Genomic DNA, 23,339 nt, shown 5'->3' with positions numbered 1-23,339 from the left:
GTGAGCGCTCCTGCTCGCTTCTCTTCCCGGAGGTTCCATGCAATACATGCTGATGTTCTACCAACCGCAGTCCGAATTCGACCAGCGCGAAGACGCGGCGGCCCAGGCCACCCGCGCCGCCTGGATGGCCTACGTGGGCGCGATCCGCCAGGCCGGCATCGTGCAGGCGGGCCACGGGCTGCACCCGCCGATGACCGGCACCACGCTGCGCCTGCGCGGCGACCAGCGACTGGTGCAGGACGGCCCCTTCGCCGACGCCAAGGAGCAGTTGGGCGGCTACTTCGTGATCGAGGTCACGGACCTCGACGCCGCGCTCGAATGGGCTGCGCGCGCGCCCTGCGCGAGCACCGGTGGCGTCGAGGTAAGGCCGGTGTTCGTCGTCCCGACATGAGCGCCGCGGCGCCGCAGGCAGCGGCGGGCCAGGCCGCCGAGGTGGCCGCGCGCCGCTCCTACGGCCGGCTGGTGGCGATCCTCTCGGCCCGCACGCGCGACATCGCGGCTGCGGAGGACGCGCTCGCCGACGCCTTCGCGCGCGCGCTCGAGCATTGGCCCGCGGACGGCGTACCCGCGGCGCCCGAGGCCTGGCTGCTGCAGGTCGCGCGGCATCGCACGCTCGACGCCTGGCGCCACCGCCAGGTGCATGACGATGCCACGCTGACGCTGCAGTTGGTGGCCGAGCACTACCAGCGCGACCCGCAAGGCGGCGAGACCGTGCCCGACGAACGGCTGCGTCTTTTCTTCGTCTGCGCCCATCCGGCGATCGACGCGCCGGCGCGCGCGCCGCTGATGCTGCAGACCGTGCTCGGCCTCGACGTCGCGCGCATGGCCGGCGCCTTCCTCAGTGCGCCGGCCACCTTGGGCCAGCGCCTGGTGCGGGCCAAGGCGCGCATCCGCGCCGCCGGCATTCCCTTCGAATTTCCGCAGGCGGCCGATCTGCCGCGCCGGCTGCAGGACGTGCTCGACGGCATCTACGCCGCCTACGGCACCGGCTGGGACGAGCTCGACGGCGCCGACGGCTCGACGCAGCGCGGCCTCACGGCCGAGGCGATCGACCTCTGCCGCATCCTCTGCGGCCTGATGCCGCGCGAGCCCGAACCGCTGGGCCTGCTGGCACTGATGCTGTTCTGCGAGAGCCGAGCGGGCGCGCGGCGCGATGCGCGAGGCGCCTACGTGCCGCTGGCCGAGCAGGATCTGGGGCGTTGGGATGCCGCGCTGCGCGCAAGGGCCGAGGAGGCGCTGCAGCGAGCAGCCGCGCTCGCGGCGCTCGGGCCCTACCAGATCGAGGCCGCGATCCAGTCCGCGCATTGCGCGCGGCGGCTCGGCGCGCCCGTGCCGCCGGCGGCGCTGGTGGCGCTCTATGACGGCCTGATCGCGCTGCGGCCCGGCACCGCGGCGCTCGTGGGTCGGGCCTGCGCGCTGGCCGAGGCCGAGGGCCCCGCGGCGGGGCTGGAGGCGCTCGATGCGTTGCCCCGCGCGCAGCTCGCGGGCTATCAGCCCTACTGGGCCGCGCGCGCGCACCTGCTGGGCCAGGCCGGACAGGTCGAGGCGGCGCGCGAGGCTTACGGGCGGGCGATGGGGCTCAGTGCGAGCGCGCCGGTGCGGGCTTGGCTGGCGGCCGCTTCAGCCGAGCTGGGCCGTGACGCTCGGCGCTGGGCCAACGCGCAGAATGGGCCGACATGAAGGCCCTCCTCCTCACCTTTTCCTGGCAGGAATTGCGCCACCATCCCTGGCGCAACGCGGCCGCGGTCGTCGCGGTGATGCTCGGCGTCGCGCTGGCGTTCTCGGTGCAGCTGATCAACGCCTCGGCGCTCGACGAGTTCTCGAGCGCGGTGCGCTCGGTCAACGGCCAGCCCGACCTCGAACTGAGGGCGGCCCAGGGCGCCTTCGACGAGGCGCTGTACGAGCAGGTCGCACGTCAGCCGCAGGTGCTGCTCGCGAGCCCGGTGCTCGAGTTGCAGAGCGCGCTGCAGGCCGGAGAACGGCGACTGCCCCTGCGTGTCATCGGCGTCGACGCCTTGGTGCTGCCGGGCATCGCGCCGGCGCTGATGCCGCGGCCGGCCGAAGGCGCCGGGCGCTTCGCGCTTTTCGCACCCGGCCGGCTGTTCCTCAATGCCGCCGCACGGCAGGCGCTCAGCAGCGAGCCCGGGCCGCTGCGACTGCGTGCCGGCAACGGCTGGCAGCCCGTGCTGGTGGCCGGCGAGGTCGCGGCCGGCGGCACGCCGCTCGCGGTGATGGACATCGGCGCCGCACAGGATCTGTTCGACCGTGGCGGACGGCTCACCCGCATCGACCTCCGGCTCGCGCCGGGCAGCGACCCGGCGGCGTTCCGGCGCTCGCTGCAGGCGCTCCCGGGCTGGCCGGACGGCATCCAGATCGCCGAGCCCGGCGATGCCGCCGAGCGCGTGAGCAATCTCTCGCGTGCCTACCGCGTGAACCTCACGGTGCTCGCGCTGGTGGCGCTGTTCACGGGCGCCTTCCTGGTCTTCTCGGTGCTCGCGCTCAGCGTCGCCAAGCGCGCGCAGCAGTTCGCACTGCTCGGCGTGCTCGGGCTCACGCCGCGCGAGCGGCTGCGGCTGGTGCTGGCCGAATCGCTGGCGCTCGGCGTGATCGGCAGCGCCGCCGGCATCGCGCTCGGCGCCGCGCTGGCCGAGCTGGCACTCAGGCTGCTCGGTGGAGATCTCGGTGGCGGCTACTTCGACGGTGTCGCGCCGACGCTGCGCTGGAGCTCGAGCGCGGCCCTGGTCTACGGCGCGCTCGGCGTGCTGGCCGCGGGGGTCGGCGGCTGGTGGCCCGCGCGCGCGGCGCAGGCGCTGCCCGAGGCCCAGACGCTCAAGGGCCTCGGCGCCGCGCCCACCGGCGGCGGCGGGCACCGCGTCGCGCTCGCGCTGATCGTGGCGGGGGTCGCACTGGCGATGGCGCCCGCGGTGTTCGGCATCCCGATCGGAGCCTACCTGTCGGTGGGCTTCCTGCTGGTCGGCGGCATCAGCGCGCTGCCGTGGCTGATCGCGCAGGTCTACGACCGGCTCGCGCCGGCCTTCTCGCACCGCCTGCTGCCGCTGCTCGCGATCGAGCGCGCCCGCCGCATGCGCGGCACGGCCGCGGTGGCGGTCAGCGGCGTGGTCGCGAGCCTGAGCCTTGCGGTCGCACTGACCGTGATGGTCGCGAGCTTCCGCGACTCCGTGACGCGCTGGCTCGACGTCGTGCTGCCGGCCGACCTCTACCTGCGCAGTGCGAGCGGCGCTTCATCGGGCAGCGAGCAGGCCGTCTTCACGCCAGCCTTCGTGCAGTCGCTCGCGCAGCTGCCGGGCGTGGCGCGCACCGGCACCTTGCGCACGCGCGCGCTGCTGATCGATCCGGCGCGGCCGGCGGTGACGCTAATCGCGCGCAGCCTCGACGAGGATGCCGCGCGCTCCCTGCCCCTGCTTGGCGCCGCGCTGCCGGTGCCCGCGGGGCAGATCGGCATCTACGTGAGCGAGGCGATGGTCGAGCTCCACGGCGCGCGTCCCGGCAGCACCTTCGAACCGCTCGCGCGCGCCTGGGGACCGGTGCGCGGCAACCAAGGCGATGCCGGCAACAGCAGCAGCGCCGCACGACCGGCGCCGGTCTTCTTCGTCGCCGGTGTCTGGCGCGACTACGTGCGGCAGTTCGGCGCCATCACGATGGACGCGCGCGACTTCGAGCGCCTCACGGGCGAATCGGGCGCCAGCGACGTCGCGCTGTGGCTCGCACCCGGCGCGACCGAGGCTTCGGTGCAAGAGGCCGTGCGGGCGCAGGCGGCGCGCACGCTCGGCGCCAGCGAGCCGGTCGAGATCGCCTCGGTCGGGCAGATCCGGGCCAACTCGCTGCGCATCTTCGATCGGAGCTTCGCGGTCACCTACTGGCTGCAGGCGGTGGCGATCGCGATCGGGCTGTTCGGCATCGCGGCCAGCTTCAGCGCCCAGGTGCTCGCGCGGCGCAAGGAATTCGGGCTGCTCGCGCACCTCGGCTTCACGCGCGGCCAGGTGCTCGCGATCGTGGCCGGCGAAGGCGCGGCCTGGACCGCGATCGGCGCGGTCGCCGGGCTGCTGCTCGGACTGGCGGTGTCGGTGGTGCTGGTGCACGTGGTCAACCCGCAGAGCTTCCACTGGACCATGGACCTGCTGGTGCCGTGGCTGCGGCTCGGCCTGCTGTGCGCGGCCGTGGTGGTGGCCGGCACGCTCACGGCCTGGCTCGCGGGCCGTGCCGCGGCCGGCCACGACGCGGTGATGGCGGTCAAGGAGGACTGGTGACAATCATGGCCATGCATGCATTTCCTTCCTGCCCCACCGGCTGGCTCGGCCAGGCGATCCTGCGCATCGAGGCCGACTACCTGCGCAGCGCCGACACCCATCTCATTCCGCTGCGCCTGCCCGCCTTCTCGGCCGCCGGCATCGATCTGTACCTGAAGGACGAATCGACCCACCCGACCGGCAGCCTCAAGCACCGGCTCGCGCGCTCGCTGTTCCTCTACGCGCTGTGCAACGGCTGGGTGCGCGAGGGCACCACCATCGTCGAGGCCTCGAGCGGCTCGACCGCCGTGAGCGAAGCCTATTTCGCGCAGCTGCTGGGCCTGCCCTTCATCGCCGTGATGCCGCGCAGCACCTCGCCCGAGAAGGTGGCGCAGATCGCCTTCCACGGCGGCAGCTGCCATTTCGTCGCGCACGCGGGCGAGGTCTACGAGGAGGCGCGCGCGCTGGCCGAGCGCACCAACGGCCACTACATGGACCAGTTCACCTATGCCGAGCGGGCCACCGACTGGCGCGGCAACAACAACATCGCCGAGAGCATGTTCCAGCAGATGGCGCGCGAACGGCATCCGGTGCCGGCCTGGATCGTGGTCGGCGCCGGCACGGGCGGCACCAGCGCGACCATCGGCCGCTACCTGCGCTTTCGCCGCCACGCCACCGAGGTCTGCGTGGTCGATCCCGAGGGTTCGGTGTTCGCGGCCTACCACGCGAGCGGCGACGCCTCGATGACCGCGCCGGGCTCGCGCATCGAGGGCATCGGCCGCCCACGCGTGGAGCCGAGCTTCGTGCGCACGCTGGTCGACCGCATGATCGAGGTGCCCAACGTGGACTCGATTGCCGCCATGCATGCGCTCTCGGCACTCCTGGGCCGCAAGGTGGGCCCATCGACCGGCACCAACTTCGTCGGCATGCTGGCGCTCGCGCACGAGATGCGCGCGGCCGGACGCCAGGGCTCGATCCTCTCATTGCTGTGCGATGCGGGCGAACGCTACCTGCCGACCTACCACGACGCCGGCTGGGTGCGGCAGGCCTTCGGCGACATCGACGAAGCCGAGCGGCGCATCGGCGCGTTGCTCGCGTAGGCGATGAACTCGGCGGTATCGCCTTCGCGTCGCGCCCTGCTGATGGCTGCGCTCGCGGCCGCTGCGTGGGCCACGCCGGCCGGTGCCCTGCCGCCGCGCCGACTGGCTTTTCCGCGCGACTTCGGCAGCCATCCCGACCTGCGCACCGAATGGTGGTACATCACGGGCCATGCGACCTCCGGCGCGCGCGAGTTCGGCTTCCAGCTGACCTTCTTCCGCTCGCGCATCGACGACACGCAATCGATGCGCTCGGCCTTCGCGGCGAAGCAGCTGATCTTCGCGCACGCGGCGATCACCGACCTCGAAGGCCGGCGGCTGTGGCACGACCAGCGCATCGCGCGCGCGGGCTTCGGCATCGCCTCGGCCTCGGAGACCGATACCGACATCCGGCTGCGCGACTGGTCGCTGCGGCGCGAGGGCGACGACTACGCGGCGCGGCTGCCGGCCTCCGGCTTCGCGATCGACCTGCGCTTCGCGCCGACGCAACCCCTGCTGCTGCAGGGCGATGCGGGGCTGTCGCGCAAGGGCCCCGATGCGGAACAGGCCAGCTACTACTACAGCGAGCCTCAGCTTGCGGCCAGCGGCAGCCTCACGCTGCAGGGGCGGCGCTTCGAGGTGCAGGGCCGCGCCTGGCTCGACCACGAATGGAGCGAGGCGATCCTGCACCCCGATGCGGTGGGCTGGGACTGGATCGGCATGAACCTGTTCGACGGCGGCGCGCTGACCGCCTTCCGGCTGCGGCGCCGCGACGGCACTGCGCTGTGGTTCGGTGGCTCGATGCGAACGGCGGACGGCCGTTTGCAGGTCTTCGGACCCGATGCGCTGCGCTTCGAGGCCGAGGCCCACTGGACCAGCCCGCGCACGCGCGCCGTGTATCCGACGCGCTGGCGCATCGAGACGCCGGCCGGCGTTTTCAGGGTGCGCGCGCTGCTCGACGACCAGGAACTCGACGGCGACAGCTCGACCGGCACGGTGTATTGGGAAGGCCTCAGCGAGCTGCTCGACGCCGACGGCAAGCCCGTGGGCCGCGGCTATCTCGAGCTCACGGGTTACGCGCAGGCCTTGAAGCTCTGAGACCTGTCGGCGGGCGCTAGAGATTCGCCTGCAACGTCACCGAAGGCGACTCGCCGAAGCGGCGGCTGTAGGCCTGCGAGAAGCGGCCCAGGTGCAGGAAGCCGCAATCGAGCGCCACGCTCGAGACGCGGGTCGCGGCGTCCGGCCGCTGCAGCCGGCGGCGCGCGAGCTCGAGGCGCAGTTCCTTCAGGTACTGCATCGGCGCGTGGTCGCGAAAGCGCTTGAAGGCATCGAGCAGCGTGCGCACCGGCACCTGCGCGGCCTGCGCGATATCCGCCAGGCAGAGCGGCTCGTCGACGTGGGCCTGCATGTACGCCTCGGCCCGGTGCACGCAGGCCGGTGCGATCCCGGGCCCGGCACCGCGCGACGCACGCGGCTCGGGCGCGACATGGCGACCCTGCCCTTCGAGCAGCAGCAGCACCAGCAGCCGTTCGAGCTCGACCGCAATCAGCGGATTGCGCTGCGCCGAGGCGAGCAGGAAGGGCGAGGTCGCCATCGCGCGCACCTGTTCGAGCCAGGGCTGAAGCTCGGGACGGCGCAGATCGAGCGATTCGTTGAAGTGCACCTCGGCGCCCGCATGCCCCTGCACCATGGCGCGGTCGAGCCGCACCACGAACTGCTCGCAATCGGGCGACAGCGCCGCACTGAAGTCGCGCCCGGGCGCGCACACGATGCCCTCGTGCGTGCTGGCGGCGATCGGGCGGCCGTCGACGCGGGTCTCGGCGCGTCCGCGCAGGCAGAACATCAGCAGGTGGTAGTCGTCGATCGCATCGACCTCGAGTTGCACGGCCTCGCCGAAATCGATGGTGCCGAGGCCGATGCCGCCGACGCGCACGAAGTCCATGTGCGAGCCGGCGCCGCCGTCGGCGCAGCCCCCCACGCGCCACACCTCGTGCGGCTGCATGACGCGCGAGATGCGCTCGCGCGCCTCGTCGAGGTCGCGCGACTCGAACAGCCGGTTCGACCGCAGCACGCTGGGCTCGAAGGCGCCCATCCGGTGCGCCGGTTGGGCGGCAGGCGTGGCGAAGGCGGGCGTCATGAACCGGTTTCAGCAAGAAGCGAGCCACGGCACCGCATGCTTTTCGCGCGATCCGGACAGGCGGCCGCGCACGCTGCGCGAATCGGATAGCGGCGCCCGGCGGGCCCGCGAAGAATGGCCTGAACGCTGCATCGGACAGCACCGACTTCGAAAGCCCCGCCATGAACCAGATCGTCGACATCAGCGCGCTGCGTCCTTCGCCGGACCGCCTGCCGCCAACCAGTTCGGTGCATTTCCCGCGCGCCGATGGTTCCCGTGTTCCCTACAAGGTCTTCAGCGCGCAGGAGGTGTACGAGCGCGAGCAGGAGCGCATCTTCCGCGGGCCGGTGTGGAACTTCGTCGCGCTCGAGGCCGAGATTCCCGAGCCCGGCGACTACAAGAGCACCTTCGTCGGCGACACGCCGGTGGTGGTGACGCGCACGCCCGAAGGCACTCTCGCGGCCTGGGTCAATCGCTGTGCGCACCGCGGCGCCACGGTGTGCCGCCATGCGCGCGGCAATGCGAAGTCGCACACCTGCGTCTACCACCAGTGGAGCTACGACGCGGCCGGCAACCTCGAAGGCGTGCCCTTCCGGCGCGGCCAGAAGGAGATCGCGGGCATGCCGGCCGACTTCGACCCGAAGAACCACAGCCTGCGGCAGCTTCGCGTGGAGAGCTACAAGGGGCTGGTTTTCGCGAGCTTCAGCGACGAGGCGCCGCCGCTCTTCGACTACATCGGCGCCGAGATGCGGCCCTGGGTGGACCGCATCTTCCACAAGCCGATCGTGTATCTCGGCTGCACGCGGCAGTACGCGCACTCGAACTGGAAGCTCTACTACGAGAACGTGAAGGACCCGTACCACGCGAGCATGCTGCACTTGTTCCATACGACCTTCAACATCTTCCGCGTCGGCATGCAGGCCCGCTCGCTGCCCGATGCCACGCACGGGCTGCACAGCATCATCACTGCGACGAAGAAGGACGACGGCGACACCGCGAGCGCCTACAAGCAGCAGACCATCCGCTCGATGGACGACGGCTTCCACCTCGAGGACGACTCGGTGCTGGGCTTCGTGAGCGAGTTCGAGGAGGACTGCACCAACCACATCCAGACCATCTTCCCGCAGCTCGTGATCCAGCAGATCCACAACACGCTGGTGGCGCGCCAGGTGCTGCCCAAGGGGCCGGATCAGTTCGAGCTGGTGTTCCATTTCTTCGGCTACGCGGACGACACGCCCGAGCTGCGTGCGCTGCGCATCAAGCAGGCCAATCTGGTGGGCCCCGCGGGCTACATCTCGATGGAGGACACCGAGGCGACCGAGCTTGTGCAGCGCGGCACCGTGCGCGACGGCGAGACCACCTCGGTGATGGACATGGGCCTGGCCAAGCCCGACCAGATCGACACGCTGATCACCGAGAGCCTGATCCGCAAGTTCTGGATGGGCTACCAGAAGCTCATGGGCTATTGAAGGAGCACGCGCCATGAACATGATGACCCGCGAGAAGCCCACCGCCACCTCGCTCGAATCGGTGCTGCTGTGGTTCGAGATCCAGCAGCTGCAGGAACGCTACTGCGCCGCCCTCGACAACGACCGCCTCGAGGAATGGGCCGCCCTCTTCACGGCCGACTGCCTGTACGAGATCGTGCCCAAGGAGAACGCCGACATGGGCCTGCCGATCGGCGTCATCTACTGCGACAACCAGCGCATGCTGCGCGACCGCGTGCTGTCGCTGCGGCACGCCAACATCTACGAGGAACACGCCTCGCGCCACATGACCTCGGGGCTGCAGCTCACGCACGTCGACGAGGACACGGTCGATGCCCAGTCCAGCTACGTCGTGGTGCAGACGCGCACCAATGGCGAATCCTTCGTCTACCAGGCCGGCCGCTACCTCGACCGCGTCGTGCGCACGCCCGAAGGCTGGCGCTACCAGAAGCGCCGCGTGATCTACGACACCTCGCGCGTGCAGACGCTGCTCGCCACGCCCATCTGACCCCACAACGACGCGGAACCCGCCATGAATCCAAGCACCGAGATCGCAGCCGAGCAGGCGCTCGCCTGGCACGACGTCGGCGAACCCGACGACTTTCCCGATGGCGCCGTCTGGCCCGTGATCGCAGCAGGCACGCCGATTGCTGTGTTCAGGCAAGGCGAGGCGCTGCATGCGCTGCACGACCTGTGCACGCACGGCAACGCGCGGCTGTCGGACGGCTGGGTCGAGAACGGCTGCATCGAATGCCCGCTGCACCAGGGCCTGTTCGACATCTGCACCGGCGAGACGCGCGGCGGCCCGGTGACCGAGGCGGTACGCAGCTTCCCGGTGCAGGTGCGTGCAGGCCGCGTCGAGGTCGGCGTCCCCGCCGCCGATTGATCTTTCATTTCCTCTCTTCATCCCACTGCCATGAACGCCAAACTTCCGATGCCCTTCCTCCGTTGCAGCGCCATCGCGCTCGCGGCCCTCACGCTGTGCGGCGGTGCGCTCGCGGCCGATCCCGTCAAGGTCGGGCTCGCGCTCGACATCTCGGGCCCCTTCGCTGCCGGTGGCGCCGAGGCGCGCGACGGCATCAACCTCGCCATCAAGCTGCTCGGCAACAAGCTTGGCGGCCAGCCCGCGGAGTTCGTGCAGGCCGACACGGCCGGCAGCCCGGACCAGGCCAAGCAGGTGGTCGACCGCATGATCCAGCGCGACAAGATCGACTTCTTCACCGGACCGACCCCTTCGAACGTCGCGCTCGCGGTGGGGCCGACGCTGTTCGCCGCCAAGGTGCCCTACATCACGAGCAACCCGGGCCCGAGCCAGTACGCGGGTGCGCAGTGCAATCCCTACTTCTTCGGCTCGACCTACCAGAACGACACCTGGGACGAGGCCGCCGGGAAGTACGCGGCCGAGAAGGGATTCAAGAGCGCAGTCCTCATCGCGCCCAACTACCCCGCCGGACGCGACCACCTCACGGGGTTCAAGCGCCGCTTCAACGGCGCGGTCTCGGGCGAGATCTACAGCAAGGTCGGCCAGCTCGACTACTCGGCGGAACTCGCGCAGATGCGCGCTGCAAAGCCTGAGGCGGTGTTCTTCTTCCTGCCCGGCGCGATGGGCATCAACTTCATCAAGCAGTTCGTGGGCTCGGGCCTGTCGAAGGACATCACGCTCGTGACCACGCCGGCATCGGCCGACGAGGACACGATCGCCGCGGTGGGAGAGCCGATGCTGGGCCTGTTCAGCACCTCGCAGTGGTCGCACGACCTGCCGAACGCGGCCAACGAAAAGTTCGTCGCCGAGTTCCGCCGCGCCTACAACCGCTACCCCACCTTCTATGCCGCACAGGCCTACGACGCGATCATGGCCATGGACGCTGCGGTACGCGACGTGAAGGGCGACGTGAAGGACAAGGCCGCGGTGCTCAAGGCCCTCAAGGCCGCGAAGTTCGAGTCGGTGCGCGGCCCCTTCAAGTACGGCAACAACAACTTCCCGGTGCAGGACTACTACCTGCGCGTGATCGGCAAGAACGCCGAGGGCAAGATCACCAACCGCACGCTCTCGACGCCGCTCAAGGGCTATCGCGATGCCTACTTCGAGCAGTGCCCGCTGAAGTCCTGAACGCATGACGGCGATCCTCCTCACCGAGCAGCTGCTGAATGGCCTGGGCTACGGGCTGATGCTGTTCCTGCTCGCAGCGGGCCTCACGCTGGTGTTCGGCATCATGGACGTGATGAACCTCGCGCACGGTTCGCTCTTCATGGGCGGGGCCTACGTCGCGGCCGAGGTGCACACGCACCACGGCTCCTTCGTCGCGGCGGTGGCGGTGGCGATCGCGGTGATCGTGGTGGTGGCGCTGGCGCTCGAAGTCTTCCTGGTGCGACGCCTCTATGGCCGCGACCACCTGTCGCAGGTGCTCGCGACCTTCGGCCTGATCCTGATCGCCGACGACGTGGTCAAGATGATCTGGGGCCCGTCACCAGTCATGGCCTCGGCGCCCGCCGCACTCTCGGGCCCGGTCGAGCTGCTGCCGGGCCTCTTCTATCCTTCCTACCGCATCGTGCTGCTGGCCGCAGGCGCGCTTGTGGCGCTGGGTCTCTACCTGCTGGTCAATCGCACACGCGTCGGCATGGTGGTGCGCGCAGGCGCGTCGAACCGCGCGATGGCCGAGTTCATGGGCGTGCGCGTGGGACGCGTGTTCTCGCTCGTCTTCCTGCTCGGTGCCGCGCTGGCGGCGCTGGCCGGCGCGCTGATGGGGCCGATCACGGCGGTGCAGATCGGCATGGGGGAGGACATCCTGATTCCTTCGCTCGTGGTGCTCGTGATCGGCGGCATCGGCTCGATCCGCGGCGCGCTGGTGGCGGCATTGCTGGTCGGCCTGGTCGACACCATCGGCCGCGCCTTCGTGCCGATGGCGCTCGCGACCGCGCTGCCGCCGACCGTGGTGTCCGACCTCGCGCCCGCGATCGCGGGCCTCGCGACCTACGCGCTGATGGCCGGCGTGCTGGTCTTCAAGCCGGCCGGGCTGTTCCCGGCGCGGGGTTGATCTCATGACGACGACAAGCCCTTCCGAAAACTCCGGCATCGCGCGCTGGGCACCGTGGCTCGCGCTCGGGCTGCTCGCCGCCTTCCCGCTCGTGGCGCCGGCCCTGGGCCTGGACTTCTACGTCGGCTTCGTCCGCCGCGCGCTGATCTTCGCGCTGGCCGCTGCGGGGCTCAACTTCATCCTGGGCTTCGGCGGCATGGCGGCGCTCGGGCATGCCGGCTTCATCGGCGTCGGTGCCTACACCCTGGTGGCGCTGTCGCACGCCGGTTTCGGCTCGGCCTGGTTCCTGTGGCCGGCCGCGGCAGCCGTCGCCGCGGGCGTGGCGGCGCTGATCGGCCTGGTCGCGCTGCGCACGCGCGGCGTCTACTTCATCATGATCACGCTGGCCTTCGCGCAGATGCTCTACTTCATCGCGGTGTCGCTGCGCATCTACGGCGGCGACGACGGCTACAACCTGCCGCAGCGGCCCACGCTGGACATGGGTCTGGACCTGGCGCACGAGCCGACGCTGTACTGGGTCGTGCTGCTGCTGCTTGCGGCCGTGATGGCGCTCCTCAACCGCGCCACGCTCTCGCGCTTCGGCCATGCCCTGACCGGCATCCGCGACAACGAGACCCGCATGCAGGCGATGGGCTACCCCGTGTTCCGGCTGCGGCTGGTGGCCTTCGCGATCGCGGGTGCGGTCGCCGGGCTGGCCGGCGCCCTGCTGGTCACGAACAACAGCTTCGTGAGCCCGGCCATGATGCACTGGACCCAGTCGGCCACGCTGGTCGTGATGGTGGTGATCGGCGGCGTCGGCCGGCGCTGGGGCGGACCGGTCGGCGCGGCGGTGTGGATCCTGCTCGAGGAGGTCACCAGGCAGTACACCGACTACTGGCACCTGCCGCTGGGCGTGCTGCTGCTCGTGATCGTCTTCTTCGCGCCGCGCGGCGTGGTCGCGGTGATGCAGCGCAAGCCGCGCGCGCAGATGGCCGCAGCGCCTGCAGGAGCCGCCGAATGAGCCTGTTCAAGGTCGAGGGCCTGGTCAAGCATTTCGGCGCACTGGTTGCCACCGATCACGTCGACCTGGACGTGGAGGCCGGCGAGATCCATGCGCTGATCGGCCCCAACGGCGCCGGCAAGTCGACGCTGGTCAATCTCATCTCCGGACTGCACGCGCCCGACGCCGGCAGCATCGTGCTCGACGGCGTGCCGCTCGCGGGGCTGCCCATGCACAGGCGCGTCGAGGCCGGGCTGTCGCGCTGCTTCCAGATCACCAGCATCTTCCCGGCGGCCACGGTGCGCGACAACCTGCTGCTCGCGGCGCAGGCGCATGCGGGCAGTTCGCTGCGCTTCCTGCGCCCGCGCGATCGCGAGCCGGCGCTCGACGCGACAGCCGAGGCGCTGGCCGCGCGCGTGGGCCTCTCGGGGCAGCTCGGTCGTGTCGCGGGCACCCTGCCCCACGGCGCGCAGCGCAAGCTCGACGTTGCACTCGCCCTGGCCGCGCGTCCCAAGCTGCTGCTGCTCGACGAGCCGATGGCCGGCATGGGGCCCGAGGATTCGGAACGCATGACCGAGCTGATCCACAGCCTGCGCAGCGAGATGGCGATCCTGCTCATCGAGCACGACATGAAGGCCGTGTTCGCGCTCGCCGACCGCATCTCGGTGCTGGTCTACGGCCGCGTGCTGGTGGCCGGCGACGCCGCCACCATCAAGGGCCATCCGCAGGTGCAGGCGGTCTACCTGGGCACCGAGGACATCGCGATCGAGGAGGCCGCAGCATGAGCACGACGACTGCACCACATGCGCTGCTGCGCGCGCGTGGCATCGAGGCCGGCTACGGCGCGAGCCAGGTGTTGTTCGGCATCGATCTCGACATCCTGCCCGGCACCGTGACCACGCTGCTGGGTCGCAACGGCATGGGCAAGAGCACGACGATCAAGACGCTGATCGGTGCCCTGGCGCCGCGTGCGGGCGAGATCCGCTTCGACGACAGCACGCTGCGCGGCATGGCACCCGACGCGATCGCGCGCCTGGGCGTCGCGATCGTGCCCGAGGGCCGGCAGTGCTTTCCGAACCTCAGCGTGCGCGAGCACCTGGTGGCCTTCGCCGACAACCGCAACGGCCTGCGCGACGGCTGGTCGCTCGAGCGGCTCTGGAAGCTGTTCCCGCGCCTGCGGGAGCGCAGCGGCCACATGGGCAACCAGCTCTCGGGTGGCGAGCAGCAGATGCTCGCGATCGCGCGGGCGCTGTCGACCAATCCACGCCTGCTGATCCTCGACGAGGCCACCGAGGGGCTGGCCCCGGTGATCCGCGAGGAGATCTGGCGCTGCCTCAGGCAGCTCAAGGAAGCCGGCCAGACCATCCTCGTGGTCGACAAGTACGTCGACCGCCTGCTCGCGCTGGCCGACAGCCACGTGGTGCTCGAGCGCGGCCGCGTGGTGTGGCGCGGCGACTCGGCTGCGCTCGAGAGCGACCGCAGCGTCTGGCGCGACTATCTCGGGGTTTGATGTCAGGCCGGGGCCGGACCGCCAGCGCGGCGAAGTCCGCGCTTTGCACGCACGGGCGGCCTGCTGTTTCCCCCACGGGGGGCAACGACCCACACGCAGTGGGGGAGCGTGGGGGCCTCAGGCCTTTCAGCCCTTGGCGGTGCCGCGCCGTCGATCGATGAAGGCGATGATCTCGCCCATGATCCCCTTGCGGAAGGCGAGCACGCAGATCACGAAGATCAGGCCGGTGACCATGGTGACGGATTCGCCGAGCGTGTTGAACCACTCGATGGTCGTCAGACGCGCCAGCAGGTGGCCGAACTCGCCGATCTTGTTCTCCAGCAGCACCACCACGGCCGAGCCGACCAGCGGCCCCGACAGCGTGCCCAGGCCGCCCACCAGCGTCATCAGGATGACCTGGCCCGAGGCGCTCCAGTGCACGTCCGACAGCGTCGCGAAGCCCAGCACCAGCGTCTTGAGCGAGCCCGCGAGACCCGACAGCGCGGCCGAGATCACGAAGGCCAGCAGCTTGAAGCGGCTCACGTCGTAGCCCAGCGAGAGCGCACGCGGCTCGTTCTCCTTGATGCCCTTCAGCACCTGGCCGAAGGGCGAGTGGATGGTGCGCACGATCAGCAGGAAGGCGGCCACCACGACCACCAGCGTGACGTAGTACATCGTGAGGTCGCTCTGCAGGTCGACGACGCCGAAGAGCTTGCCGCGCGGCACACCCTGCAGGCCGTCCTCGCCGCCCGTGAACTTGGCCTGCAGCGCGACGAAGAACACCATCTGCGCGAGCGCCAGCGTGATCATCGCGAAGTAGATGCCCTGGCGGCGGATCGCCAGCATGCCGAAGATCCAGCCCAGGAAGGCCCCGGTCGCGGTGCCCGCGAGCAGGCCCAGCTCGGGTGTCAGGCCCCAGACCTTCATCGCATGGCCGGCCACGTAGGCGGAGCCGCCGAGGAAGGCCGCATGGCCGAAGGACAGGAGGCCGGTGTAGCCCAGCAGCAGGTTGAAGGCCGATGCGAACAGCGCGAAGCACATCAGCTTCATCACGAACACCGGGTAGGCACCCACGAAGGGCGCGACGAGCAGTGCCGCGAGCAGCAGCAGGTAGATGACGGTGGAGAGCTTTTTCATGGGGCTGCTGCGGTCTTACTTCTCTTTGCCGAAGAGACCGGCCGGACGGATGAGCAGCACGATGACCATGATCACGAAGACCACGGTGGACGATGCCTCGGGATAGAACACCTTGGTCAGGCCCTCGATGACGCCCAGGCCCAGGCCGGTGAGGATGGCGCCCATGATCGAGCCCATGCCGCCGATCACCACCACCGCGAAGACGACGATGATGAGGTTCTGGCCCATCAGCGGCGAGACCTGGATCACGGGCGCGGCGAGCACGCCGGCGAAGGCGGCCAGCGCCACGCCGAAGCCGTAGGTGAGCGTGATCATCAGCGGCACGTTGACGCCGAAGGCCTCGACCAGTCGCGGGTTCTCGGTGCCCGCGCGCAGGTAGGCGCCCAGGCGGGTCTTCTCGATCACGAACCAGGTGGCGAAGCACACCACCAGCGATGCCACCACCACCCAGGCCCGGTAGTTGGGCAGGATCATGAAGCCGAGGTCGGTGGCGCTGGAGAGCGCCTCGGGCGCGTCGTAGGCCAGGCCCGAGACGCCGTAGATGGAGCGGAACACGCCCTCGATGAGCAGCGTGAGGCCGAGCGTGAGCAAAAGGCCGTAGAGGTGGTCGAGCTTGTAGATCCAGCGCAGCAGCAGGCGCTCGATCACGATGCCGAACAGGCCGACGAGCACCGGGGCCACGGCGAGCATGACCCAGTAGTTGACGTCGAAGTAGTTCATCGCCATCCAGGTCAGCACCGCGCCCAGCATGAACAACGCGCCGTGGGCGAAGTTGATCACGTTGAGCAGGCCGAAGATCACTGCGAGCCCGAGGCTCAGGATCGCGTAGAACGACCCGTTGACCAGCCCGAGGAGGAGCTGGCTCAGCAGGGCTGGCAGTGAGATTTGCATGACGGGAGAAAGGCGATGAATGCGTTCAAGAGTTCAGCTTATTTCCAGAGGGCGCACTTGCTCTCGGCCTTGGTCGTGAAGACTTCTTCGCCGGGCAGCTTGGCAACGACCTTGTAGTAGTCCCAGGGCTGGGTCGATTCGCTCGGCGACTTGACCTGCATCAGGTACATGTCGTGCACCATGCGGCCGTCGGGACGGATCACGCCCTTGGCGTAGAAGTCGTTGATCGGCATCTTCTTGAGCTCGGCCATCACCTTGTCGGCGTCCGTGCTCTTGGCCGCCTGCACGGCCTTCAGGTAGGTCGTCGTGGCCGAGTAGTCGGCCGCCTGGATGTCGGTCGGCATGCGCTTGGTCTTCTCGAAGAACTTCTTGCCGAAGGCGCGGGTTTCCTGGTTCAGGTTCCAGTCCCAGCTGGTCGTGAGCAGCAGGCCTTCGGTGTTCTTGAGACCCAGGCTGTGGATGTCGGTGATGAAGACCAGCAGGCCGGCCAGCTTCATCGACTTGTTGATGCCGAACTCCTTCGCCGCCTTGATGGCGTTGATGGTGTCGCCACCCGCGTTGGCCAGGCCCAGGATCTGCGCCTTCGAGTTCTGCGCCTGCAGCAGGAAGGACGAGAAGTCCGAGGCATTGAGCGGATGCTTGACGCCGCCGACCACGGTGCCGCCCTTCTCCTTCACGACCTTGGACGTGTCGGCCTCGAGCGCCGCGCCGAAGGCGTAGTCGGCGGTCAGGAAGAACCAGTTCTTGCCGCCGTTGGCGACCACCGCGCCGCCCGTGCCCTTGGCCAGCGCCACGGTGTCGTAGGCGTAGTGCACGGTGTAGGGGCTGCACTGCTCGTTGGTCAGTGCCGAGGCACCGGCGCCGTTGACCATGAAGACGCGCTTCTTCTCCTGCGCCACCTTGGCCATCGCGAGGCCGGTGCCGGAGTTGGTGCCGCCGAACAGCATCGTGAGGTTGTCGGTGTCGATCCATTCGCGCGCCTTCGAGGCGGCGATGTCGGCCTTGTTCTGGTGATCGGCGGTGACCAGCTCGATCGGCATGCCGTTGACCTTGCCCCCGAAGTCGTCGATGGCCATCTGGATCGCGGTCGCACCGCCCTTGCCCTCGACGTCGGCGTACAGGCTCGACATGTCGGTGATGAAGCCGATCTTCACCTTCTCCTGGGCCTGGACGGCGCCGGTGGCGAGGGCGATGGCAACGGAGACGGCGGAAAGCGCAATGGTTTTTTTCATGGTGTCGATTCGAGGATGGCTGTCAAACGGGAAAGGGGGGGAAGTGGACGTCACTTCCAGAGGGCGCACTTGGATTCGGCCTTGGTCGTGAAGACCTGATCGCCGGGCAGCTTGGCATTCACCTTGAGGTAGTCCCAGGGCTGCTTCGAATCGGCCGGCGACTTGACCTCGACCAGGTACATGTCGTGCACCATGCGGCCGTCGGGGCGGATCACGCCCTTGGCGTAGAAGTCGTTGATCGGGGTCTTCTTGAGCTCGGCCATCACCTTGTCGGCGTCGGTGCTCTTGGCCGCCTGCACGGCCTTCAGGTAGGTCGCCGTGGCCGAGTAGTCGGCCGCCTGGATGTCGGTCGGCATGCGCTTGGTCTTCTCGAAGAAGCGCTTGGCGAACTTGCGCGTGTCGTCGTTCAGGTCCCAGTACCAGCTGGTGGTGTGCAGCAGGCCTTCGGTGTTCTTGAGGCCCAGGCTGTGGACGTCGCTCAGGAAGATCAGCAGGCCGGCCAGCTTCATGTTCTTGCCGATGCCGAATTCCTTCGCTGCCTTGATCGAGTTGATGGTGTCGCCGCCCGCGTTCGCCAGGCCCAGGATCTGTGCCTTGGAGTTCTGCGCCTGCAGCAGGAAGGAAGAGAAGTCCGAAGCATTGAGCGGCGCGCGCACGGCGCCCACCACGGTGCCGCCCTTGGCCTTGACCACGGCCGTGGTGTCGGCCTCGAGTGCGTGACCGAAGGCGTAGTCGGCGGTCAGGAAGAACCAGCTCTTGCCGCCGCGGTCGACCACCGCGCCGCCCGTGCCCTTGGCCAGCGCCACGGTGTCGTAGGCGTAGTGCACGGTGTAGGGGCTGCACTGTTCGTTGGTCAGTGCCGAGGTGGCGGCGCCGTTGTTGAAGTAGACCCGCTTCTTCTCCTGCGCCACCTTGGCAGTGGCCAGCGCGGTGCCCGAGTTCGTGCCGCCGAAGACCATGGTCACGCCGTCGGTGTCGATCCACTCGCGCGCCTTCGACGCCGCGATGTCGGCCTTGTTCTGGTGGTCCGCGGTGAGCAGCTCGATCGGCTGGCCCAGCACCTTGCCGCCGAAGTCGTCGATCGCCATCTGGATCGCGAGCGCGCCGTTCTTGCCCTCGACGTCGGCGTACAGGCTCGACATGTCGGTCACGAAGCCGATCTTGACCTTTTCCTGAGCCTGGGCGGCGCCGGCCGCGAGCGTCAGGGCGGCGATCGCGACGGTCATTGCGCTGAAGCGGATCTTCATGAGTGTCTCCATCAGGTGGTCAACGGGTTGGGAAAGGAAAGGGAACGGAAAGACGAACTCAGACGCCGAGCAGTTCGTTGAGCACCGGCATCTTCGATTCGAGCTCGGCGGCGCCGAACTTCTCGACGATGCGTCCGTGCTCCATCACGTAGAAGCGGTCGGCCAGGGGGGCTGCGAAGCGGAAGTTCTGCTCCACCATCACCACCGTGTAGCCCTTGCTGCGCAGCATGTGGATCATTCGCGCCAGCGCCTGCACGATCACCGGCGCCAGCCCCTCGGAGATCTCGTCCAGCAGCAGCAGCCTGGCGCCCGTGCGCAGGATGCGCGCCACCGCCAGCATCTGCTGCTCGCCGCCCGACAGCCGCGTGCCCTGGCTGTGGCGCCGCTCGGCCAGGTTCGGGAACATCTCGTAGATCTCCTCCACCGACATGCCCTGCCCCGCGCCCTTCAGCACCGGCGGCAGCATCAGGTTCTCCTCGCACGAGAGGCTCGCGAAGATGCCGCGCTCCTCCGGGCAGTAGCCGATGCCGTGGTGCGCGATGCGGTGCGTGGCCATGCCGATGGTCTCGGTGCCGTTGACCTTGATGCTGCCCTTGCGGGCGCCCGTGAGGCCCAGCACCGCGCGCATCGTCGTGGTGCGCCCCGCGCCGTTGCGCCCGAGAAGCGTCACCACCTCGCCGGGCTGCACCACCATGTCGACGCCGTGCAGCACGTGCGATTCGCCGTACCAGGCCTGGAGGTCCTTGATTTCGAGTGCGGGGACTGCCATCAGTGTGCCCCTTGAAGCGCGCCGTCGGTGGTGCCCATGTAGGCCTCCATCACCTGCGGATTGCGCGACACCTCGGCATACGGGCCTTCAGCCAGCACGGCGCCGCGCTGCAGCACCGTGATCGTGTCGGCGATGGTCGAGACCACGCTCATGTTGTGCTCCACCATGAGGATGGTGCGGCCGGCCGAGACACGCTTGATGAGCTCGGCCACGCGATGCACGTCTTCGTGGCCCATGCCCTGCGTGGGCTCGTCGAGCAGCATCAGCTCGGGCTCCATCGCCAGCGTGGTGGCGATCTCGAGCGCGCGCTTGCGGCCATAGGGCAGGTTCACGGTCAGCTCGTCGGCCAGGTCTTCCAGGCCGACCTCGGCCAGCAGCACGCGGGCGCGGGCATCGAGCGGCTTGAGCGACTTCTCGCTCTTCCAGAAATGAAAGCTGGTGCCGAGCGCGCGCTGCAGGCCCAGGCGCACGTTCTCCAGCAAGGTGAGGTGCGGGAACACGGCCGAGATCTGGAACGAGCGGATGATGCCGCGGCGCGCGATCTGCGCCGGGCGCTCGCCCGTGATGTCCTCGCCGTTGAAGAGGATGGTGCCCGCGGTCGGCTCGAGGAACTTGGTGAGCAGGTTGAAGCAGGTGGTCTTGCCCGCCCCGTTCGGCCCGATCAGCGCGTGGATCGAGCCGCGAACGACTGACAGATCGACCTTGCTGACCGCGGTGAAACCCTTGAATTCCTTGGTGAGCTGGCGTGTTTCGAGAATGATGTCGCTCATCTCGCGCGGTCACCCGGGTGCTGGCAGGAAAAATCAGTCATGCGGTCCATCTGAGCGCCAGCCACCATGGCTGCGCGGACCGCATTGTTTGCGGGGGCGGCTGCAATTGCCTACTGGGGCAAATGCCTATGCTGCAATGCAACCAGGCGAAGGGCGCTGAACCAACGGCGCGACCAGCCACTGTGGCAGCATTCATCCCACTTCGACTTCAGGGCAAGAACTTGGCAACCACTGAAATCACTCGCCTGGCAGTCCTCATCGATGCCGACAACGCTTCCGCCTCCGTGGCCAAGGAGTTGCTCGAGGAGGTCGCCAAATACGGGACCGCGACCGTCAAGCGCGCCTTCGGCGACTGGACGACTCAGAACCTGGTCGGCTGGAAAGCCCATCTGCACCGGCATGCGATCCAGCCCATCCAGCAGTTCGCGTACACACAGGGAAAGAATTCCACCGACTCCGCTTTCATCATCGATGCCATGGATCTCCTCTACGCCGGGACCGTCGACGGCTTCTGCCTGGTGTCGAGCGACAGCGACTTCACTCGGCTCGCCACGCGGCTGCGCGAGGCGGGAAAGGTCGTCTATGGCCTGGGAGAGCGCAAGACCCCGGAACCCTTCATCGCCGCTTGCGACAAGTTCATCTTCTTCGAGGTCTTGAAGCGACCGGCTGAAGCCGCTCCACCGGTCCAAGTACCGAATGTGCCTGACCTCGAGGAATTGCTCACACATGCGGTCCGGGAAACCGCTCGGGACGGTGGCTGGTCCCGACTGGCGAACGTAGGAAGTCTGGTGGGCAAGACGCACACTTCATTCGATCCGAGAAACTACGGCTTCAAGAAGCTCAGCGAGCTGGTTCGCGCACAGCCGTACCTCGACGTGATCGATCAGCCTGATGTCACAGGCTTTGTGCATGTGGAGGTTCGACTGAAGTAGTCGGCTCGTGGCGCTGCAGTCCGGGGGTTTACCCGTTCCGCTCCACGCGCTTCTACTCTTCAATCAGGCGCAACGTATCCATGCGTCGCGGCACGGCGTGTGGGACACGGGCAACTTCCGGGGCGGTGAGGAGCACAGCCCGGGAGCGGGGCGCGTGCGAAGACACGCGCTTTGTTGACTGACTCGCCGCAGCTGTCTGAGCGCAGTGCGCCGAAGGAGCACGAAGCGAGTTCTGCGGCGCCGCTCCCGGTCGAGCACCGCAACGAAGTCGGCGCTGCGCGCCGACCGCTACGGCAGGAGCCCGTGCCCCACACGCCGTGCCGCGATGCACGCGTCGCACCAAATCCGGGCGTTGGTACTGCTCAGTGCGCCCCCGCCGCGGCGTCCGACGCCCCCGCACTCTTCGATGGCTTCGACAGCCACACCAGCGGGATCAGCAGCAGGAACAGGATCGCCGAGCCATAGAAGACGTCGTTCGAGGCCAGCATGAACGACTGCTGGTCGACCAGGCGATTGATCTGCCCCAGCACCTGGTCGGCGCTGAAGCCGCTGGCGCCGAAGTTCGAGATCGCGCTGCTGGCTGCGGCGCTGCCCTGGTTCACCGACTCGACCAGCTGCGCGTGGTGCAGCGCGGCCCGGTTCTCCCACAGCGTGGTGGCGGCCGAGGTACCGATCGCGCCCGCCGTGATGCGCAGGAAGTTCGACAGGCCCGATGCGGCAGGAATGCGATCGGGCGGCAGGCCCGACAGCGTGATGGTCACGAGCGGAATGAAGAAGAAGGCCATCGCCACGCCCTGGATGATGGTCGGGATCATGATCGTCCAGAAGTCGGCCTGGGTGTTGAAGTTCGAGCGCATCCACAGCACCAGCGCGAACACCAGGAACGAGAAGGTCGCATAGCGACGCGGATCGACCTTGCCGACCGTGAGCCCGACGATCGGCGAGAAGATGATCGCCAGCATGCCGACCGGCGCCATGATCATGCCGGCCTGGGTCGCGGTGTAGCCCATGAACTGCTGCAGCCACAGCGGCAGGATCACGACGTTGCCGAAGAAGAGCCCGTAGGCGACCGCGGTCGCGAGCGCGCCCGACCAGAAGTTGCGGCGCTTGAACAGCGACAGGTCGACCACCGGATGCTTGTCGGTCAGCTCCCAGATCAGGAAGAACGCGAAGCCGACCACCGCCACCACCGCCAGCGTCATGATGAGGGCCGAGTGGAACCAGTCGAGCTCCTTGCCCTTGTCGAGCATGAGCTGCATCGAGCCCACCCACAGCACCAGCAGGGCAAGCCCGATGCCGTCGATCGGCACCTTGCGCACCACGCTCTCGCGCTTGCGATAGATGGTCCAGGTGATGGCTGCAGCCGCCAGTCCCACCGGGATGTTGATGTAGAAGATCCAGGGCCACGAGATGTTGTCGGTGATCCATCCGCCCAGCAGCGGCCCCATCACCGGCGCCACCAGCGTGGTCATCGACCACATCGCCATCGCGAGGCCTGCCTTCGCGCGCGGGTAGCTCGACAGCAGCAGGGTCTGCGACAGCGGGATCATCGGGCCGGCGACGAAGCCCTGCAGCGCGCGGAACGCGATCAGCATCGTCATGTTGGGCGCCAGCCCGCAGAGCCAGGAGCTGATGATGAACAGCAGCACGCTGGTCATGAAGAGGCGCACCTGGCCGAAGCGCTGGGTAAGCCAGCCGGTCAGCGGCACCGCGATCGCGTTGGCGACCGCGAAGCTCGTGATGACCCAGGTCCCCTGCGTCGAGCTGACACCGAGGTCGCCCGCGATTGCCGGCAGCGACACGTTCGCGATCGACGTGTCGAGCACGTTCATGAAGGTCGCGGCCGACAGCGCGATCGTGCCCCACACGCGGGCCGAGCCCTCGAGCGGCGGCGGTGGCTGGTAGGCGGCGGCGTTCGACGACGACATGGTG

Annotated in this window: 22 protein-coding genes; 14 read left to right on the top strand and 8 right to left on the bottom strand. The window is 68.7% G+C overall.

The features are described from left to right. Nucleotides 1-37: 37 nt before the first annotated feature. From QTH87_RS11085 to QTH87_RS11065, 5 genes are read left to right on the top strand one after another with little or no spacing between them, the layout of a single operon-like run. Complete coding sequence (locus QTH87_RS11085; protein WP_286608958.1) at nucleotides 38-391, top strand: YciI family protein; 354 nt, start codon at nucleotides 38-40, stop codon at nucleotides 389-391. After that, entirely contained in the window at nucleotides 388-1,680 is a 1,293-nt protein-coding gene (locus QTH87_RS11080) for an RNA polymerase sigma factor (RefSeq protein WP_286608957.1), read from the top strand. Before QTH87_RS11085 ends, QTH87_RS11080 begins: the two co-directional genes overlap by 4 nt. Then, a complete protein-coding gene (locus tag QTH87_RS11075; protein WP_286608956.1) occupies nucleotides 1,677-4,268 on the top strand; it encodes an FtsX-like permease family protein in 2,592 nt (863 codons plus the stop codon). The genes QTH87_RS11080 and QTH87_RS11075 overlap by 4 nt, the downstream gene beginning before the upstream one ends. Nucleotides 4,269-4,279: 11 nt before the next feature. Further along, entirely contained in the window at nucleotides 4,280-5,347 is a 1,068-nt protein-coding gene (locus tag QTH87_RS11070) for a PLP-dependent cysteine synthase family protein (protein WP_286608955.1), read from the top strand. A 3-nt stretch (nucleotides 5,348-5,350) separates the two neighbouring features. Next, nucleotides 5,351-6,421 (top strand): lipocalin-like domain-containing protein, encoded by a 1,071-nt coding sequence (locus tag QTH87_RS11065; protein WP_286608954.1) that lies wholly within the window; start codon nucleotides 5,351-5,353, stop codon nucleotides 6,419-6,421. Nucleotides 6,422-6,437: 16 nt separating this feature from the next. On the opposite strand, the gene andR is transcribed toward QTH87_RS11065, so the two are convergent. Further along, nucleotides 6,438-7,460 (bottom strand): anthranilate 1,2-dioxygenase regulatory protein AndR, encoded by a 1,023-nt coding sequence (andR, locus tag QTH87_RS11060; protein WP_286608953.1) that lies wholly within the window; start codon nucleotides 7,458-7,460, stop codon nucleotides 6,438-6,440. Nucleotides 7,461-7,621: 161 nt separating this feature from the next. On the opposite strand from andR, the gene andAc reads away from it, so the two are divergent. From andAc to QTH87_RS11020, 8 genes are read left to right on the top strand one after another with little or no spacing between them, the layout of a single operon-like run. After that, nucleotides 7,622-8,908 carry an anthranilate 1,2-dioxygenase large subunit AndAc gene (gene andAc, locus QTH87_RS11055; RefSeq protein ID WP_286608952.1) on the top strand — a complete coding sequence of 429 codons (1,287 nt, stop codon included), beginning with the start codon at nucleotides 7,622-7,624 and terminating at the stop codon, nucleotides 8,906-8,908. 13 nt (nucleotides 8,909-8,921) lie between these two features. Beyond that, nucleotides 8,922-9,434 carry an anthranilate 1,2-dioxygenase small subunit AndAd gene (andAd, locus tag QTH87_RS11050; RefSeq protein ID WP_286608951.1) on the top strand — a complete coding sequence of 171 codons (513 nt, stop codon included), beginning with the start codon at nucleotides 8,922-8,924 and terminating at the stop codon, nucleotides 9,432-9,434. 42 nt (nucleotides 9,435-9,476) lie between these two features. Further along, entirely contained in the window at nucleotides 9,477-9,812 is a 336-nt protein-coding gene (locus QTH87_RS11045; protein ID WP_286609071.1) for a non-heme iron oxygenase ferredoxin subunit, read from the top strand. Between the two features lie 48 nt (nucleotides 9,813-9,860). After that, complete coding sequence (locus QTH87_RS11040; RefSeq protein ID WP_444812778.1) at nucleotides 9,861-11,036, top strand: ABC transporter substrate-binding protein; 1,176 nt, start codon at nucleotides 9,861-9,863, stop codon at nucleotides 11,034-11,036. A 4-nt stretch (nucleotides 11,037-11,040) separates the two neighbouring features. After that, a complete protein-coding gene (locus QTH87_RS11035) occupies nucleotides 11,041-11,961 on the top strand; it encodes a branched-chain amino acid ABC transporter permease (protein WP_286608949.1) in 921 nt (306 codons plus the stop codon). Nucleotides 11,962-11,965: 4 nt separating this feature from the next. Continuing rightward, nucleotides 11,966-12,961, top strand: a complete 996-nt coding sequence (locus QTH87_RS11030; RefSeq protein ID WP_286608948.1) for a branched-chain amino acid ABC transporter permease — start codon at nucleotides 11,966-11,968, stop codon at nucleotides 12,959-12,961. Continuing rightward, nucleotides 12,958-13,725, top strand: a complete 768-nt coding sequence (locus tag QTH87_RS11025) for an ABC transporter ATP-binding protein (RefSeq protein ID WP_286608947.1) — start codon at nucleotides 12,958-12,960, stop codon at nucleotides 13,723-13,725. Before QTH87_RS11030 ends, QTH87_RS11025 begins: the two co-directional genes overlap by 4 nt. Then, complete coding sequence (locus QTH87_RS11020; protein ID WP_286608946.1) at nucleotides 13,722-14,450, top strand: ABC transporter ATP-binding protein; 729 nt, start codon at nucleotides 13,722-13,724, stop codon at nucleotides 14,448-14,450. Before QTH87_RS11025 ends, QTH87_RS11020 begins: the two co-directional genes overlap by 4 nt. Before the next feature lie 126 nt (nucleotides 14,451-14,576). Here QTH87_RS11020 and QTH87_RS11015 read toward each other — a convergent pair whose 3' ends face one another. Genes QTH87_RS11015 through QTH87_RS10990 form a run of 6 tightly spaced genes read right to left on the bottom strand, consistent with a single transcriptional unit; the run spans nucleotide 14,577 to nucleotide 20,475 of the window. Next, on the bottom strand, nucleotides 14,577-15,566 hold the full coding sequence (locus tag QTH87_RS11015; RefSeq protein WP_286608945.1) for a branched-chain amino acid ABC transporter permease: 990 nt from the start codon (nucleotides 15,564-15,566) through the stop codon (nucleotides 14,577-14,579). A 15-nt stretch (nucleotides 15,567-15,581) separates the two neighbouring features. Beyond that, nucleotides 15,582-16,457 (bottom strand): branched-chain amino acid ABC transporter permease, encoded by an 876-nt coding sequence (locus QTH87_RS11010; protein ID WP_286608944.1) that lies wholly within the window; start codon nucleotides 16,455-16,457, stop codon nucleotides 15,582-15,584. Nucleotides 16,458-16,495: 38 nt separating this feature from the next. Further along, a complete protein-coding gene (locus QTH87_RS11005; RefSeq protein WP_286608943.1) occupies nucleotides 16,496-17,689 on the bottom strand; it encodes an ABC transporter substrate-binding protein in 1,194 nt (397 codons plus the stop codon). A gap of 50 nt (nucleotides 17,690-17,739) precedes the next feature. Further along, complete coding sequence (locus QTH87_RS11000) at nucleotides 17,740-18,936, bottom strand: ABC transporter substrate-binding protein (protein WP_286608942.1); 1,197 nt, start codon at nucleotides 18,934-18,936, stop codon at nucleotides 17,740-17,742. 58 nt (nucleotides 18,937-18,994) lie between these two features. Beyond that, nucleotides 18,995-19,705: an ABC transporter ATP-binding protein gene (locus QTH87_RS10995; RefSeq protein WP_286608941.1), complete on the bottom strand. Its 711-nt coding sequence runs from the start codon at nucleotides 19,703-19,705 to the stop codon at nucleotides 18,995-18,997. Continuing rightward, entirely contained in the window at nucleotides 19,705-20,475 is a 771-nt protein-coding gene (locus QTH87_RS10990; RefSeq protein WP_286608940.1) for an ABC transporter ATP-binding protein, read from the bottom strand. The genes QTH87_RS10995 and QTH87_RS10990 overlap by 1 nt, the downstream gene beginning before the upstream one ends. 122 nt (nucleotides 20,476-20,597) lie before the next feature. On the opposite strand from QTH87_RS10990, the gene QTH87_RS10985 reads away from it, so the two are divergent. Further along, entirely contained in the window at nucleotides 20,598-21,407 is an 810-nt protein-coding gene (locus QTH87_RS10985; RefSeq protein WP_286608939.1) for an NYN domain-containing protein, read from the top strand. A 362-nt stretch (nucleotides 21,408-21,769) separates the two neighbouring features. Here the strand turns inward: QTH87_RS10985 and QTH87_RS10980 are convergent, their stop codons facing one another. Continuing rightward, nucleotides 21,770-23,335, bottom strand: a complete 1,566-nt coding sequence (locus QTH87_RS10980; protein ID WP_286608938.1) for a DHA2 family efflux MFS transporter permease subunit — start codon at nucleotides 23,333-23,335, stop codon at nucleotides 21,770-21,772. Nucleotides 23,336-23,339: the final 4 nt, after the last annotated feature.

Origin of the sequence: Variovorax jilinensis (assembly GCF_030316885.1) — a bacterium.
GTDB classification, from domain to species: Bacteria; Pseudomonadota; Gammaproteobacteria; order Burkholderiales; family Burkholderiaceae_C; genus Variovorax; species Variovorax jilinensis.
This window is presented reverse-complemented; position numbering and strand designations above follow the sequence as displayed.

What these genes read in the sequence shown, in the direction of transcription:
- QTH87_RS11025 (WP_286608947.1), top strand. Translation starts at nt 12,958, where the DNA reads ATGAGCCTGTTCAAGGTCGAGGGCCTGGTCAAGCATTTCGGCGCACTG.
- QTH87_RS11020 (WP_286608946.1), top strand. Translation starts at nt 13,722, where the DNA reads ATGAGCACGACGACTGCACCACATGCGCTGCTGCGCGCGCGTGGCATC.
- QTH87_RS11080 (WP_286608957.1), top strand. Translation starts at nt 388, where the DNA reads ATGAGCGCCGCGGCGCCGCAGGCAGCGGCGGGCCAGGCCGCCGAGGTG.
- QTH87_RS11000 (WP_286608942.1), bottom strand. Translation starts at nt 18,936, where the DNA reads ATGAAGATCCGCTTCAGCGCAATGACCGTCGCGATCGCCGCCCTGACG.
- andAd (WP_286608951.1), top strand. Translation starts at nt 8,922, where the DNA reads ATGAACATGATGACCCGCGAGAAGCCCACCGCCACCTCGCTCGAATCG.
- QTH87_RS11040 (WP_444812778.1), top strand. Translation starts at nt 9,861, where the DNA reads ATGCCCTTCCTCCGTTGCAGCGCCATCGCGCTCGCGGCCCTCACGCTG.
- QTH87_RS11035 (WP_286608949.1), top strand. Translation starts at nt 11,041, where the DNA reads ATGACGGCGATCCTCCTCACCGAGCAGCTGCTGAATGGCCTGGGCTAC.
- QTH87_RS11075 (WP_286608956.1), top strand. Translation starts at nt 1,677, where the DNA reads ATGAAGGCCCTCCTCCTCACCTTTTCCTGGCAGGAATTGCGCCACCAT.
- andAc (WP_286608952.1), top strand. Translation starts at nt 7,622, where the DNA reads ATGAACCAGATCGTCGACATCAGCGCGCTGCGTCCTTCGCCGGACCGC.
- andR (WP_286608953.1), bottom strand. Translation starts at nt 7,460, where the DNA reads ATGACGCCCGCCTTCGCCACGCCTGCCGCCCAACCGGCGCACCGGATG.
- QTH87_RS10995 (WP_286608941.1), bottom strand. Translation starts at nt 19,705, where the DNA reads ATGGCAGTCCCCGCACTCGAAATCAAGGACCTCCAGGCCTGGTACGGC.
- QTH87_RS11005 (WP_286608943.1), bottom strand. Translation starts at nt 17,689, where the DNA reads ATGAAAAAAACCATTGCGCTTTCCGCCGTCTCCGTTGCCATCGCCCTC.
- QTH87_RS11070 (WP_286608955.1), top strand. Translation starts at nt 4,280, where the DNA reads ATGCATGCATTTCCTTCCTGCCCCACCGGCTGGCTCGGCCAGGCGATC.
- QTH87_RS10985 (WP_286608939.1), top strand. Translation starts at nt 20,598, where the DNA reads ATGCCTATGCTGCAATGCAACCAGGCGAAGGGCGCTGAACCAACGGCG.
- QTH87_RS10990 (WP_286608940.1), bottom strand. Translation starts at nt 20,475, where the DNA reads ATGAGCGACATCATTCTCGAAACACGCCAGCTCACCAAGGAATTCAAG.
- QTH87_RS11015 (WP_286608945.1), bottom strand. Translation starts at nt 15,566, where the DNA reads ATGAAAAAGCTCTCCACCGTCATCTACCTGCTGCTGCTCGCGGCACTG.
- QTH87_RS11065 (WP_286608954.1), top strand. Translation starts at nt 5,351, where the DNA reads ATGAACTCGGCGGTATCGCCTTCGCGTCGCGCCCTGCTGATGGCTGCG.
- QTH87_RS11085 (WP_286608958.1), top strand. Translation starts at nt 38, where the DNA reads ATGCAATACATGCTGATGTTCTACCAACCGCAGTCCGAATTCGACCAG.
- QTH87_RS11010 (WP_286608944.1), bottom strand. Translation starts at nt 16,457, where the DNA reads ATGCAAATCTCACTGCCAGCCCTGCTGAGCCAGCTCCTCCTCGGGCTG.
- QTH87_RS11030 (WP_286608948.1), top strand. Translation starts at nt 11,966, where the DNA reads ATGACGACGACAAGCCCTTCCGAAAACTCCGGCATCGCGCGCTGGGCA.
- QTH87_RS10980 (WP_286608938.1), bottom strand. Translation starts at nt 23,335, where the DNA reads ATGTCGTCGTCGAACGCCGCCGCCTACCAGCCACCGCCGCCGCTCGAG.